At 63.6% G+C, this 13,745-nt stretch carries 11 protein-coding genes; 6 read left to right on the forward strand and 5 right to left on the reverse strand.

Annotated elements, in window-relative coordinates; genetic code table 11:
* Positions 1-70: 70 nt before the first annotated feature.
* Positions 71-586 (forward strand): DUF6586 family protein, encoded by a 516-nt coding sequence (locus tag APH36_RS12565; RefSeq protein ID WP_060498881.1) that lies wholly within the window; start codon positions 71-73, stop codon positions 584-586.
* Positions 587-636: 50 nt separating this feature from the next.
* Positions 637-870, forward strand: a complete 234-nt coding sequence (locus tag APH36_RS12570) for a hypothetical protein (RefSeq protein WP_003248777.1) — start codon at positions 637-639, stop codon at positions 868-870.
* Positions 871-920: 50 nt separating this feature from the next.
* Here the strand turns inward: APH36_RS12570 and sulA are convergent, their stop codons facing one another.
* Both sulA and lexA read right to left on the reverse strand, forming a co-directional pair.
* Positions 921-1,397, reverse strand: coding sequence for an SOS-induced cell division inhibitor SulA (sulA, locus tag APH36_RS12575; protein ID WP_060498874.1), 477 nt, complete (start codon positions 1,395-1,397; stop codon positions 921-923).
* A gap of 13 nt (positions 1,398-1,410) precedes the next feature.
* Positions 1,411-2,019: a transcriptional repressor LexA gene (gene lexA / locus APH36_RS12580; RefSeq protein WP_016714901.1), complete on the reverse strand. Its 609-nt coding sequence runs from the start codon at positions 2,017-2,019 to the stop codon at positions 1,411-1,413.
* A 215-nt stretch (positions 2,020-2,234) separates the two neighbouring features.
* Between lexA and APH36_RS12585 the strand changes: the two genes are divergently transcribed.
* Genes APH36_RS12585 through nagZ form a run of 3 tightly spaced genes read left to right on the forward strand, consistent with a single transcriptional unit; the run spans position 2,235 to position 4,528 of the window.
* Positions 2,235-2,942 carry a TetR/AcrR family transcriptional regulator gene (locus APH36_RS12585; protein ID WP_060498875.1) on the forward strand — a complete coding sequence of 236 codons (708 nt, stop codon included), beginning with the start codon at positions 2,235-2,237 and terminating at the stop codon, positions 2,940-2,942.
* Positions 2,943-2,982: 40 nt separating this feature from the next.
* A complete protein-coding gene (locus APH36_RS12590; protein WP_060498876.1) occupies positions 2,983-3,507 on the forward strand; it encodes a L,D-transpeptidase in 525 nt (174 codons plus the stop codon).
* A 22-nt stretch (positions 3,508-3,529) separates the two neighbouring features.
* The gene (gene nagZ / locus APH36_RS12595; protein ID WP_177337101.1) at positions 3,530-4,528 is read left to right on the forward strand and encodes a beta-N-acetylhexosaminidase; all 999 of its coding nucleotides are present in this window, start codon (positions 3,530-3,532) and stop codon (positions 4,526-4,528) included.
* A gap of 127 nt (positions 4,529-4,655) precedes the next feature.
* On the opposite strand, the gene APH36_RS30735 is transcribed toward nagZ, so the two are convergent.
* From APH36_RS30735 to mfd, 3 genes are read right to left on the reverse strand one after another with little or no spacing between them, the layout of a single operon-like run.
* Entirely contained in the window at positions 4,656-8,000 is a 3,345-nt protein-coding gene (locus tag APH36_RS30735) for a DEAD/DEAH box helicase (RefSeq protein ID WP_082426381.1), read from the reverse strand.
* Between the two features lies 1 nt (position 8,001).
* Positions 8,002-8,574: a CsiV family protein gene (locus APH36_RS12605; RefSeq protein ID WP_060498878.1), complete on the reverse strand. Its 573-nt coding sequence runs from the start codon at positions 8,572-8,574 to the stop codon at positions 8,002-8,004.
* A gap of 9 nt (positions 8,575-8,583) precedes the next feature.
* A complete protein-coding gene (gene mfd, locus APH36_RS12610; RefSeq protein WP_060498879.1) occupies positions 8,584-12,033 on the reverse strand; it encodes a transcription-repair coupling factor in 3,450 nt (1,149 codons plus the stop codon).
* 167 nt (positions 12,034-12,200) lie between these two features.
* On the opposite strand from mfd, the gene APH36_RS12615 reads away from it, so the two are divergent.
* The gene (locus APH36_RS12615; RefSeq protein WP_060498880.1) at positions 12,201-13,664 is read left to right on the forward strand and encodes a glyceraldehyde-3-phosphate dehydrogenase; all 1,464 of its coding nucleotides are present in this window, start codon (positions 12,201-12,203) and stop codon (positions 13,662-13,664) included.
* Positions 13,665-13,745 lie beyond the last annotated feature (81 nt).

A 13,745-nucleotide genomic window follows, 5' to 3' on the forward strand; every position in this document is an offset into this window, starting at 1 on the left:
GGGGCGCAAAGCGGCCCCAATCATTTATGATGCAGACATTCGCCTTGCAGCCTCATGGGAGGGCACAGAAATGGCCCAGGAACTCTACACCCGTACCAACCAGAAACTGTTCTTCGCTGGCCTCGCTCTGGAGTCCATGGCCAAGGCCGAGCAAAGCCAGGCCATGAACGCTCAAGGCCTGGTGCAGGCCGAGCGCGAATCGGCGCTGTTCCACCTGTACGGCGCGCTGCTGGGCTTGTGCCATGAAATCGGTGGTTTCTATCGCTTGCCGGTTGTGGCAACGGTTGAGCAGGCACTGGCTGACGACGCGCTGAATGGCATCGCCATCCCGGAAGTAGCTGAGCTACTGGAAATCGCCCGTCAGCGCGAAACCTGGCTGGCGCAAATGCTGGGTGCTTATGCCGATTTGTTCCGACCACCTGTCGCGAAGAAGGCGCCGAAAACTGACGTTACTCAACCCCTGATCCAGGCCGTCAATCTCGATGAGCCCGAGCATCCTGCACTGTCGCGTGCCGAACTGGAAAGCTGGCGCAACAACCTCAAGGGCTTGGTAAGACGTTTCCGCGACGCGTTGAGTGAGTGCTGATAGCCGCAACGGCTGGTACACTAGCGGCCTTTCGCGGAGAACTGCCATTTATGTCTACGTCGTTTCTGGAAATTGTCGAGTTGCCTGATGGCCGCATCGAACTGCGTCGCGCCGAGGATGAGGGCTCTCTGGTAACCCTGGATTTCTCGGAAGACGCCAAGGTGTTCCTGCAGGGTCAGCATGTGGAAGTGGCCAAGGCCATGCTCAGTGTGGGCGTGCAGATGGCCGGTCGCCTGATGGATGGCGAGCTTGAGCGTGATGAAGGGCCGCGTGTGCTGCACTAAAGGTGCAGTAACGTGTCAGGCTTTTTGAAGTGACAGGCAAAGCCTGAACATCAGCCTAGGCGGATGTTCAGGCTTTGTGCATTTCCGGCACTGGCCGCGCGTAGCAACTGTTGGCGTGCAGTGGCATTGACGCTACCCAGCCAGCTCACCACGGTGTGGCTGAGGCCAAGGCGCAAGGCCTCGCAGGCTAGTTGCAGCGGGCTTTGATTGCTGCGAGGTTGCAGCAGCAAAATACGTTCACGGTTAAGCCCGGCATCGCGCAACCAGGCCTGGGTCAGGCTGGAGGGTGGAGCGATCAGGGTCAGCCAGCGGGCCTCGTCCTCTTCGCTCAGCTCGCGCAGTACCGGTGCCAGCAGGCTTTGGCAGTGCCCAGGGGCGCCGCGCAGCGACAGTTCGCTGAACAGCTCGGGTTGGCTGCTCTTGCGTGCCAGTTCACTGGCTTTCAGGCCCGGTAGCACGGGCTGGGCGAGAAATGCTTCGAACAGGGGCAACTGGGCTTGCTCGGGTGCGTGAATGAACGGCTGCATGACGCCTCCTGGATCAGCGGCGAATGACGCCGACGCTCAAGCCCTCGATCACCAGCTCCTGTTCTTTCAGGTCGACTTCGATGGGGGCGAATTCGGGGTTCTCGGCAAGCAGCCATACCTTGCTGCCTTCACGCTTGAAGCGCTTGACGGTCACTTCGTCGCCGATGCGCGCCACCACGATCTGGCCGTTGCGGGCTTCGCGGCAGGTGTGTACCGCCAGCAGGTCGCCGTCGAAGATGCCGACGTCTTTCATGCTCATGCCGTGTACGCGCAACAGATAGTCGGCTTGGGGGTGGAAGAAGGCGGGGCTGATGTTGCAGGATTGCTCGATGTGCTGTTCGGCAAGGATCGGCGCGCCGGCAGCAACCCGGCCGATGATCGGCAGGCCGCTTTCTTCGGCTTTGGCTTCCAGGCCGGGAATGCGGATGCCGCGTGAGGCGCCCGGGGTCATCTCGATGGCGCCTTTGCGGGCGAGGGCCTTGAGGTGCTCCTCGGCGGCGTTGGGCGACTTGAAGCCCAGCTCCTGAGCGATCTCGGCGCGCGTCGGCGGGAAGCCGTTGTCTTCCAGGCAGCGTTTGATGAACGCGAGAATTTCGGCTTGGCGTGGCGTCAGTTTCAACATGGTGAGCGCTCTGTCTTTTTGTACAGTGACTGGAATTATATACAGTACTGGATGCGCTGCAAGCCAAAAGGCGCAATAAACAGCAGAGGTGGCGCTTGCAGCCGGCCGTCTGGCGCTTTTAAATGGCGACCGCCCGGTCACCGAGCCTTGACAGAAGCAGGGCTGAAACGTATGTTTCAAACACCTGTTTGTCTGGCGGAGTACCCGGAGTAGTCATGGCCCAATCGGAAACCGTTGAACGCATTCTCGATGCTGCCGAGCAGTTGTTCGCGGAAAGGGGGTTCGCCGAAACCTCGTTGCGGCTGATTACCAGCAAGGCCGGGGTCAACCTGGCGGCCGTCAACTATCATTTCGGCTCCAAGAAGGCGCTGATCCAGGCGGTGTTCTCGCGCTTCCTCGGCCCGTTTTGCGCCAGCCTGGAGCGTGAGCTGGAGCGGCGTCAGGCCAGGCCGGAACAAAAGCCCAGCCTTGAAGAGCTGCTGGAAATGCTGGTGGAGCAGGCGCTGGCGGTGCAGCCTCGCAGCAACAATGACCTGTCGATCTTCATGCGCTTGCTGGGCCTGGCTTTCAGCCAGAGTCAGGGCCACCTGCGGCGCTATCTGGAAGACATGTATGGCAAGGTATTCCGCCGCTACATGCTGCTGGTCAACGAGGCCGCGCCACGCATTCCACCGCTGGAGCTGTTCTGGCGTGTGCACTTCATGCTCGGTGCTGCGGCCTTCAGCATGTCCGGTATCAAGGCCCTGCGGGCGATCGCCGAGACCGACTTCGGCATCAATACCTCGATCGAACAGGTGATGCGCCTGATGGTGCCGTTCCTGGCGGCCGGCATGCGTGCCGACAGCGGTGTCACCGATGACGCCATGGCCAGCGCCCAGCTGCGCCCGCGTACCAAGACCAGCGCTACCACCGCCAAAGCCTAAAGGCTGGGCGGGGCAGGGCGCTTCGGCTAAGCTAGCGCCCATGCCCGACCTCAATCTGTTGCACATTTCCCTTGCCGACCAATGCCTGTACGGTTTTGCCCGTGGCCAGTTGCGCGTGCGCGTGCCCGTGTCCACGGCGCGTAACGGCGCCGGCGAGCGTAACGGTTCGGGGTGCACGCCGCGCGGCCTGCATCAGGTGCGGGCAAAGATTGGCGCAGGCCTGCCGCTGAACGCGGTACTGGCCGGGCGGCGCTGGACGGGTGAGGTGTGGTCGCCGGAACTGCACGCGCAAAACCCGGAGCGCGACTGGATCCTCACCCGCATCCTCTGGCTCAGCGGCTGCGAACCTGGTGTCAACCGCCTGGGTGCGGTCGACACGTTCCGCCGCTATATCTACCTGCACGGCACTGCGGATACGGAACCCATGGGCGTAGCGTTGTCCCATGGCTGCATACGCCTGCGTAACACCGACTTGCTAAGCCTGTTCGAGCGGGTGCCGGTCCATTGCCCGGTGCGCATCGAACAAGCCGCCTGCCCCCAGTGGGCTTCTCTCAGTCTTCAATGAAGGATTACCCATGACCGTCAGCCTGCAAGGCTCCCTGATGGTGGATATCGCCGGTAAATGGCTGACCGCCGAAGACCGTCACTTGCTGCGCCAGCCCGAAGTGGCTGGCCTGATCATCTTTGCCCGCAACATCGATAGCCCGCGCCAGGTGCGTGAGCTGTGTGCGTCGATCCGCGCCATTCGTCCCGACCTGATCCTGGCGGTAGACCAGGAAGGTGGCCGTGTGCAGCGCCTGCGTCAGGGCTTTGTGCGCCTGCCGGCCATGCGTGCGCTGGCCGACAATGACAATGCCGAGTACCTGGCCGAGCAATGCGGCTGGCTGATGGCGACCGAGGTGCTGGCGGTTGGCCTGGACCTGAGCTTTGCCCCGGTGCTCGACCTGGACCACCAGCGTAGCGCCGTGGTTGGCAGCCGCGCCTTCGAGGGTCACCCGCTGCGTGCCACGCAACTGGCCGGGGCCTTCATTCGCGGCATGAATGCGGCGGGCATGGCCGCCTGTGGCAAGCATTTCCCGGGGCATGGCTGGGCCGAGGCCGACTCGCATGTGGCCATCCCTACCGATGAGCGCAGCCTGGAGCAGCTGCGCCAGGCCGACCTGGTGCCGTTCACCCGCCTGAGCGGGCAACTGGCAGCGGTGATGCCGGCGCATGTCATCTACCCGCAGGTCGACAACCAGCCGGCCGGCTTCTCGCGGCGCTGGCTGCAGGACATCCTGCGTGGCGAGCTGGGCTTTGACGGGGTGATCTTCAGTGATGACCTGTCGATGGCCGGGGCGCATGTGGTGGGTGATGCGGCCAGCCGTATCGAAGCGGCGCTGAGTGCCGGCTGTGACATGGGCCTGGTGTGTAACGACCGGGCGGCGGCGGAGCTGGCGCTGAGTGCGGCGCAACGGATGAAGGTGAAGCCCTCGCCGCGAATTGCGCGGATGCGTGGGCAAGGGTTTGCGCGGACCGACTACCGGCAGCAGCCGCGCTGGCTGGAGGCGTTGGGGGCGCTGAAGGAAGCTCAGTTGATCGATTGACCGTGTTGGCTTCTTCGCGGGCATGCCCGCTCCCACAGGTACAGCATCGCCCTTGAGGGCATTGATAATCCTGTGGGAGCGGGCGAGCCCGCGAAGAGGCCAGTACAGGCAACAGAAGATGAAAGGTTTAGCGCCCGCGCTTGCCTGGCAATGGCGCAAACAGCGCCTCGATTTCCTCATCCCCCATGCGCCATTGTCCGGCCTGCCCGCCATCCAGCAGGCTTGCCGCCAGCGCCGCCTTTTCCTGCTGCAACAGCTGAATCTTCTCCTCCACCGTCCCCCGCGTAATCAGCTTGAACACGAATACCGGCTTGTCCTGGCCAATGCGGTAGGCGCGGTCGGTGGCCTGGTTTTCACTCGCCGGGTTCCACCAGGGGTCGAAGTGGATCACCGTGTCCGCAGCCGTCAGGTTCAGCCCCACACCACCCGCCTTGAGGCTGATCAGAAACACGTCGCTTTCACCTTGCTGGAATTGCTGCACCGGCGTGCGACGGTCGCGGGTGTCACCGGTCAGCAGGCTGTAGCGAATCTTGCGCTTTTCCAGCTCCTGCTCGATCAATGCCAGCATCGAGGTGAACTGCGAGAACAACAGTACCCGGCGCCCTTCGCTGAGCAGTTCTTCGAGCATTTCCAGCAGCGCACCCAGCTTGCCCTTGTCGGCCTGGTTACCCTTGCTTTCCACACCCTTGACCAGGCGCAGGTCGCAGCACACCTGGCGCAGCTTGAGCAGGGCGTCGAGAATGACGATCTGGCTGCGGGCGGCGCCATTGCGGGCGATTTCGTCACGCACTTTCTTGTCCATCGCCACGCGCACGGCCTCGTAGGTGTCGCGCTGGGCGTCGCTCAGCTCCACCCAGTGCACCATCTCGGTCTTGGCTGGCAGCTCGGTGGCCACCTGTTCCTTGGTGCGGCGCAACAGGAACGGGCGAATGCGTGTCACCAGGTGAGCCAGCCGCTCGCTGTCGCCGTGGCGTTCGATGGGGGTGCGGTAGTCCTGGTTGAAGCGCTTCAGGTCACCCAGCCAGCCGGGCATCAGGAAGTGGAAGATCGACCACAGCTCGCCCAGGTTGTTTTCCATCGGCGTGCCGGTCAGGCACAGGCGCTGGTTGGCCTGCAGCTCACAGACGGCGAGTGCGGCCTTGCTGGTGCTGCTCTTGATGTTTTGCGCCTCGTCCAGCACCAGTACATGCCAGGGTTGGCTGCGCAGGTGTTCGAGGTCGCGTGGCACCAGGGCATAGGTGGTCAGCACCAGGTCGTAGTCGTGCAGCGTGGCGAAATGCTTGCTGCGCCCCGGGCCTTGCAGGGCCAGCACGCGCAGGTCGGGGGCGAAACGCTGGGCTTCGTCCAGCCAGTTGGGCACCAGGCTGGTCGGCATCACTGCCAGGGCGGGAGCGGTCAGGCGCCCGGCCTGCTTTTCCAGCAGCAGGTGCGCCAGGGCCTGCAGGGTCTTGCCCAGGCCCATGTCGTCGCCCAGGATGCCGCCGGTGCCCATTTCGTGTAGTGCCTGCAGCCAGTTAAGGCCCTGTTGCTGGTAGGGGCGCAGGCTGGCCTGCAGCCCTGTCGGCGGGGCTACCTGCAAGTCGCGGGCGTCGCGCAGGCGGCGGCCCAGATCCCGCACATGTGCACCACCTTCCCAGTGCAGGGGCAGGCCTTCGATATCGTTCAGGCGTGCAGCATCGGCGCGGTCCAGGCGCAGGGACGGGCCGGCTACGTCTTCGTGCAGGTACAGCTCGCCCAGGGTGCCCATTACTGCCTTGAGGCGGCCGTAGGGCAGGGCAACGCGCAGGGCCGAGGCATCGAGGCGGCCGCGGTTGAGGTCGATCAGCAGGTGCTCGTCGTCGCTGCGCCGGGCCAGTTCGCTGGGGCGCAGCAATTCCGGGTTGCTGCGCAGCACTTGCAGCACGATCGGCAGCAGGCTGTGGCGCTGGCCATCGACCACGATACCCAGCTCCAGGTCGAACCATTCATGGCCGGGGGCTTCGTCGATGGTGGCGTACCAGTCGTCCACCTCTTGCAGGTTGAAGGCGAAATCGCGGTGGATGTCGATGTCCCACCCGGCCTCGCGCAGGCGTGGCAGGCCTTCGCGGGCAAAGCGCAGCCAGGCTTCGTCGTCTGGCAGCTGGAACATTTCGCCGGCGCTGTCAGGCAGGGCCTTGCTTTGTCGGGTGGCGGCCTTGAAGCCCAGGTCGCGCAGCACCTTGCGCAGCGCCTGCTCGGCCTGCGGCTGGCGGCGGATGCGCTGGCTGGTGTTGTCGACCAGGCGGGTCAGCGGTTTTTCGTCGCTGCCGCTGGCGCGTAAACCGTCGTAGTCGAACGCCAGTGCGGCCCGATGCTGCATCTGCCGCTGCATACGGCCGGTCTTGGGCATGTAGGCGCTGAATTCGAGGCTGCCCAGCGTCAGGTGCGGCCTGGGTTGAACACTGTCGATCTCTTCACTGCGTACGCTTGTAGGCGTTGGCACCTGGCGATTCAGCGCATTCAACCGGTGGCTCAGGGGGATGATCAAGTGTTCGGGCACCGTAGGTGCGCTTGCCAGTTGGCTGGCAATGAACGGGTCAAGATCATGCGCAAGCTTGCCAGTCATGCCCGTCTGGGTGTCGATGTAATAGAGCGGGTCGAGCGGCAGTGCCATGTCATGCAACCGCTCATCATGGTGCCACGCACCACGATAGCTGCCGTTCTCAAGCCTCATCCAGCGAAACTCGGCCGGCAGTGTCGGCCCGGGGGCGAGTGGCAACAATTGCTCGCCATAGATCAGACGGCCACTGGCCAATGCGAACTCGTACAGCTCTGCGCCTTGCTTTCCTTCCAGTCTTGCGATGGGCATGTTGGTGTTTTTGCCAAGGGCGTCAATCAGCCTGAGGATGCGCAGGTCCTCATCCGTTACGTAACGTGGCGTGTAGTAGAGCATCTCAGGCAGCGAGCTGGCACGGGCGAGTTTCAGCTGGCCATCGGCTTCGCGGGTGCCTTTGGCTACGCTGAGCGTGCAAAGGCCGCGCTCATTAACGACCTTGTAGTAGAGCGACGGGCCTTTGCGCTTGGCAGGCTCGGCAGGCTTTGTTGGCGCTTCCAGAGCTTCGACCCAATGGGCGAGTTCAGGTGGGAGGTCCAGAGAGTGCCGGGAGGCGTCAACAGGTGGGTGAGGGGCATCATGGCTGCCTTCGGCGTAATCCGGCCCCCGCTCCAGCAAATAGAGCGCAGCTGCGCAATGCTTGCAATTTTCTCCTACCGGGCAAGAGCAAGTGCTCTCACACTCCAGGCCATCTTCGGTCATGTCCAGCGTGATGCGCTGGTAGTAGGTCCGGCCTGCGGAGCCTGCGCACTGGGCGCGAATCGTCATGTCGAGGATCGATATGATTTCGCTTCTGCCTTCCTCGGCATAATCCAGGCCGCGTTGCAGAGACTTGCGGTCAAACGCAAACGTCCAGCCGTCGTGCTCCCGCACAAAGAACTGCGCATCGCTCTCGCTCACATCACTGCTCCATCATTTCCGGGTCCATCACCGGCATTTTCGGCGTGCCCGGCGGCGTCACCTTCAGCAGCACGGCCAGGTGGCCGCCGTCGAGGAAGGTCAGCTGGCCGCCCTTGACGTTGCTGTTGCTTTGTTTGAACTGCTCGCTTTGCAGCACGCTGCCGTTGCCGTCCAGCTGGTTGACCCAGAAATTGGCATCGACCGTGATGAAGCGGCCTTCAGCGATGCTGAGGTTGCCTTCGATGGGGAAGTGGCCGAACTGCTCGGCGCCTTCGCCCAGGGCAATGCGGCTTGGCTCGCTGCCCACCTGTTGCTGCCAGGCCTTATGCATTAACACGGTGTAGTCGGCAGTGGCTTCCAGGCGGGTGGCTTCGTCTTCCAGCGCCAGGCGGCGCTCGGCGTCCTTTTCCAGGCGTGGGGCGCCGGCGCTCCAGTTTTCCGGGGCGAACGGGCTGGTGAAGGCGGGCACGGCGTTTTGCCGCACCAGGATCATTTCAACCTGATACAGGCCTTCGGCGAAGGCGGCTGGCGCAAACAGCGCCAGCAGCAGGGTCAGGCTACGGATGGCACGCATGGATCTTCCTTAGGCAGGCTGTGGGGTCAGGCGCTCGAACAGCGCCTCCAGGGTGTTGAAACGTTCGTCGGGGCGCTCCATCGGCACCAGGAAGCGGAACTGGGTCGCGCCTTCGAACTTGTAGCGTTTGGGCTGGCCCTGAATCAGCTTGATCAGGGTCAGCGGGTCGACCGGGGTTTCGGCCTCGAACTCGAGCTTGCCGCCATTGGGGCCGGCGTCGACTTTCTTGATGCCGAGCTTTTCCGCAAGCAGCTTGAGCGAGGTCAGGCGCATCAGGTTTTTGGTCGGCTCCGGCAGCAGGCCGAAGCGGTCGATCATTTCCACTTGCAGGTCTTTGAGGCCTTCTTCGTCGGCCGCCGAGGCAATGCGCTTGTACAGGATCAGCCGTGCGTGCACGTCGGGCAGGTAGTCTTCGGGGATCAGCGCCGGCAGGCGCAGGTTGATCTCCGGGCCACCGCCCAGTGGCTGTTCGAGGTTCGGCTGGGTGCCTTTGCGAATTGCCTTCACCGCACGTTCGAGCATCTCCATGTACAGGGTGAAGCCCACCGCCTGGATCTGCCCGCTTTGACCTTCGCCCAGCAGCTCGCCCGCACCGCGGATTTCCAGGTCGTTGGTGGCCAGCACGAAACCGGCGCCCAGGTCCTGGGTGTTGGCGATGGCCTCCAGGCGTTTTTCGGCGTCGGCGCTGACTTTTTGCCGGGTGGGCGTGAGCAGGTAGGCGTAGGCCTGGTGGTGGCTACGGCCGACCCGGCCACGCAACTGGTGCAACTGGGCCAGGCCGAACTTGTCGGCACGCTCGATGACGATGGTGTTGGCGCTGGGCACGTCGATGCCGGTTTCGATGATGGTCGAGGCCACCAGCACGTTGAAGCGCTTGTGGTAGAAGTCACTCATCACCTGTTCCAGCTCGCGCTCGCGCATTTGCCCGTGGCCAATCCCGATGCGCGCCTCGGGTACCAGTTCGGCAAGGTCGGCGGCGCATTTTTCGATGGTTTTCACATCGTTGTGCAGGTAGTACACCTGGCCACCGCGCAGCAGTTCACGCAACAGCGCTTCCTTGACCGTGCTCTTGTTCTGTTCCATGACGAAGGTGCGCACCGACAGGCGGCGCGCCGGCGGCGTGGCGATGATCGACAGGTCGCGCATGCCCGCTACCGCCATGTTCAGCGTGCGCGGAATCGGCGTCGCGGTGAGGGTAAGGATGTCGACCTCGCTGCGCAGGGCCTTCAGTTGCTCCTTCTGGCGCACGCCAAAACGGTGTTCTTCGTCGATGATGGCCAGGCCCAGGTCCTTGAAGCGCACATCGTCCTGCAACAGCTTGTGGGTGCCGATGAGGATGTCGATCTTGCCTTCGGCCAGGTCGGCGGCAGCGGCGGCCACTTCCTTGGCGGATTTGAAGCGGCTCATCACTTCCACGGTCACCGGCCAGTCGGCGAAGCGGTCGCGGAAACTGTTGTAGTGCTGCTGGGCGAGCAGGGTGGTGGGCACCAGCACGGCCACCTGGCGGCCGCTGTGCACGGCGATGAACGCGGCGCGCATGGCCACTTCGGTTTTGCCGAAGCCGACGTCGCCGCACACCAGGCGGTCCATCGGCTTGGGTGCCAGCATGTCGGCACGCACGGCTTCGATGGCGGCTTGCTGGTCCGGGGTTTCTTCGAACGGGAAGCCAGCGCTGAAGGTGGCGTAGTCGGCAGACGGGTCGGCAAACGCATAACCCTTGCGCGCAGCGCGGCGGGCATAGATGTCGAGCAGCTCGGCGGCCACGTCGCGCACTTGTTCGGCGGCCTTGCGCTTGGCTTTCTGCCAGGCCTCCGAGCCCAGCCGGTGCAGCGGCGCCAGCGCGTCGTCGCTACCGGTGTAGCGGGCGATCAGGTGCAGGTTGGCCACCGGCACATAGAGCTTGGCGTTCTCGGCGTATTCCAGGGTAAGGAACTCGGCGGCCTGGCCGTCGATTTCCAGGGTGGCCAGGCCCAGGTAGCGGCCCACGCCGTGGTCAATGTGCACCACTGGCGCGCCTTCGCGCAGCTCGGTGAGGTTCTTGATGACGGCGTCGTTGGCGGTTTCGCCACGCTTGTCGCGGCGTCGGCGCTGCATCACCCGCTGGCCGAACAGCGGGCTTTCGGCCACCAGGGCCAGGCCTGGGTCGTCCAGCACCAGGCCGTCGTCCAGCGGGGCAATGGTGATTGCCAGGCGCGCGCTGCCGGTAATGAAATCGTCCCAGCCGTCGACGGTATGCGGGCGCAGCTTCAGCCGGTCGAGCAGCTCCAGCAACACTTCGCGGCGGCCCGCCGATTCGGCGGTGAACAGCACGCGGCCGGGGAACTGGTCGAGGAAGTTGGCCAGTTCGGCCAGCGGCTGGTTGGCCTTGGCCTCGATGGCCAGGTTGGGCAGGGCGCGTGCCGGGAAGCGCTCGCGGCCCGCGCCCGGTTCGAGGTCATCGCTGCTGACCACCACCCGCGGCCATTGCTTGAGCCGGGCGAAGCAGTCTTCCACCGGCAGGAACAGCTCGGCCGGTGGCAGCAGTGGCCGGCTCAGGTCGCCGCGACGGTCTTCATAACGCCCGCGCACGTCGTTCCAGAAATGTTCGGCGGCCTGTTCCACACCGGGCAGGGAGAACACCTGGGTGTCGGCTGGCAGGTAGTCGAACAGGGTCGAGGTTTCTTCGAAGAACAGCGGCAGGTAGTACTCGATGCCGGCGGGGATGATGCCGCTGGCCAGGTCCTGGAAGATGGCGCTGCGGCGGAAGTCGACGTCGAAGCGCTCACGGAAGCGCGCCTTGAAACGGGTCACTTCCTCTTTCTGCATCGGGAATTCGCGCGCGGGTAGCAGGCGCACCGAATCCACCTTGTCGATCGAGCGCTGGGTCTCGGGGTCGAAGGTGCGCAGCGTCTCGATCTCGTCATCGAACAGGTCGATACGGTAGGGCAGTTTGCTGCCCATCGGGAACAGGTCGATGAGCGCGCCGCGCACGGCAAACTCACCATGCTCGTACACGGTGTCGACGCAGCGATAGCCGCTTGCCTCCAGGCGTGTACGCATCTGTTCCACGTCGATGGTCTGGCCCACATCCAGCACCAGGCTGCTGCCCAGCAGAAAGCGTGTGGGTGCCAGGCGGTGCAGGGCGGTGGTGACCGGCACCACGAGGATGCCGTGGCTCAGCTCCGGCAGGCGGTACAGGCTGGCGATGCGCTGGGAAATGATGTCTTGGTGTGGCGAGAACAGGTCGTAGGGCAGGGTTTCCCAATCGGGGAACGGCAGCACCGGCAGGTCCGGGGCAAAGAAGCGCAGCTCCTGTTCCAGACGGTCGGCAGCCTGGCTGTCGGCCGTCAGCAGCAGGGTGAAGCGGCCAGCACTGCTGGCGGCCTCGGCGATGGCAAGGCTGAGGGCGGCACCGGGCAGGTTGCCCCAGGTTTGTTTGCCGGCCGTGGCCGACATTTGCGGTAGGCGCAGAACTGACACGGGAGATTGCACTCCAAGCGTTGCGGCAAAGAGACCGATTGTACCGGTGCCAGTGCCGCCTGTCAGGCTTGAAAGGGCATGAACGCTGGCTTGCGTGACTGCGACAGGCGCTCATTGCCGGTTCCGCGTTGGGGCGTCATAATGTAGCCCCTTTTTTCTGTCCCTACATGTGGAAGGTTCCCGTGACTCAGAAGCCCGACCAGTGTCTTGGTGAGTGGATTGATCGTGAAGCCCTGGCTGAAGCGATGATCCCGCTTATCGGTCAGCTCTACCGCAACAACAACGTGGTGAGCTCGATTTATGGCCGCAGCCTGATCAACCGTTCGGTTATCTCGATCCTCAAGGCGCACCGCTTTGCGCGTCATCGTCAAGCCGACGAAACCGAACTGTCCGTCCACGAGACATTCCCACTGCTCAAGGCCATGAGCGAGCTGAAACTGGGCGCCGCTTCGGTCGACCTGGGCAAGCTGGCCAACAAGTTCAAGCAGGAAGGCAATGGCCGCACTGCCGAGCAGTTCGTCCGTGAAGAGCTGGCTGAGGTGGTTGGCCAGCAGAACGCTTCGGCCCGTAAAGGCACCGACGTTGTCCTCTACGGCTTCGGCCGCATCGGCCGCCTGCTGGCGCGCATCCTGATCGAGAAGACCGGTGGTGGCGACGGCCTGCGCCTGCGTGCCATCGTCGTGCGCAAAGGCGCCGAAAACGATCTGGTCAAGCGTGCCAGCCTGTTGCGTCGTGACTCGGTTCACGGCCCGTTCGATGGCACTATCACCATCGACGAAGCCAACAACACCATCACCGCCAACGGCAACCTGATCCAGGTTATCTACGCCAAGAGCCCGAGCGAAGTCGACTACACCCAGTACGGCATCGACAACGCGCTGATCGTCGACAACACCGGCGTATGGCGTGACGCTGACGGCCTGGGCCAGCACCTGGCCTGCCCGGGCGCTGCCCGCGTGATCCTCACCGCACCTGGCAAGGGCGCGCTGAAGAACATTGTGCACGGCATCAACCACGGTGACATCGCCGCCGATGACAAGATCATCTCGGCAGCTTCCTGCACCACCAACGCCATCGTGCCGGTGCTCAAGGCCATCAACGACCAGTACGGCATCGTCAACGGCCACGTCGAAACCGTTCACTCGTTCACCAACGACCAGAACCTGATCGACAACTTCCACAAGGGCAGCCGTCGTGGCCGTGCCGCGCCGCTGAACATGGTCATCACCGAAACCGGCGCCGCCACCGCTGCCGCCAAGGCACTGCCAGTGCTGAAGGGCAAGTTGACCGGCAACGCCATTCGCGTACCGACGCCGAACGTTTCGATGGCCATCCTGAACCTGAACCTGGAAAAGGCCACCAGCCGCGACGAGATCAACGAGTACCTGCGCCAGACCGCCATGCACTCAGAGCTGCACAAGCAGATCGACTACGTCAGCTCGCAGGAAGTGGTTTCGACCGACTTCGTCGGCTCGCGCCACGCCGGTGTGGTTGACGCTGAGGCCACCATCGCCAACGACAACCGCGTTGTTCTGTACGTCTGGTACGACAACGAGTTCGGTTACAGCTGCCAGGTGGTTCGCGTGATGGAAGAGATGGCCGGTGTGAACCCGCCAGCGTTTCCACGCTAATGCGCTTGTAAGGCAATGAAAAAACGGGAACCTTCGGGTTCCCGTTTTTTTTGCCTGGAGAAAGTTGTGTGGCGCCTGTTA

The organism is Pseudomonas sp. NBRC 111133 (assembly GCF_001320605.1).
Taxonomy (GTDB): domain Bacteria; phylum Pseudomonadota; class Gammaproteobacteria; order Pseudomonadales; family Pseudomonadaceae; genus Aquipseudomonas; species Aquipseudomonas monteilii.

Excerpts from the sequence above, each read along its gene's own strand:
- APH36_RS12565 (WP_060498881.1), top strand. The coding sequence starts at position 71 with ATGGCCCAGGAACTCTACACCCGTACCAACCAGAAACTGTTCTTCGCT.
- APH36_RS12570 (WP_003248777.1), top strand. The coding sequence starts at position 637 with ATGTCTACGTCGTTTCTGGAAATTGTCGAGTTGCCTGATGGCCGCATC.
- sulA (WP_060498874.1), bottom strand. The coding sequence starts at position 1,397 with ATGCAGCCGTTCATTCACGCACCCGAGCAAGCCCAGTTGCCCCTGTTC.
- lexA (WP_016714901.1), bottom strand. The coding sequence starts at position 2,019 with ATGTTGAAACTGACGCCACGCCAAGCCGAAATTCTCGCGTTCATCAAA.
- APH36_RS12585 (WP_060498875.1), top strand. The coding sequence starts at position 2,235 with ATGGCCCAATCGGAAACCGTTGAACGCATTCTCGATGCTGCCGAGCAG.
- APH36_RS12590 (WP_060498876.1), top strand. The coding sequence starts at position 2,983 with ATGCCCGACCTCAATCTGTTGCACATTTCCCTTGCCGACCAATGCCTG.
- APH36_RS12605 (WP_060498878.1), bottom strand. The coding sequence starts at position 8,574 with ATGCGTGCCATCCGTAGCCTGACCCTGCTGCTGGCGCTGTTTGCGCCA.
- APH36_RS12615 (WP_060498880.1), top strand. The coding sequence starts at position 12,201 with ATGTGGAAGGTTCCCGTGACTCAGAAGCCCGACCAGTGTCTTGGTGAG.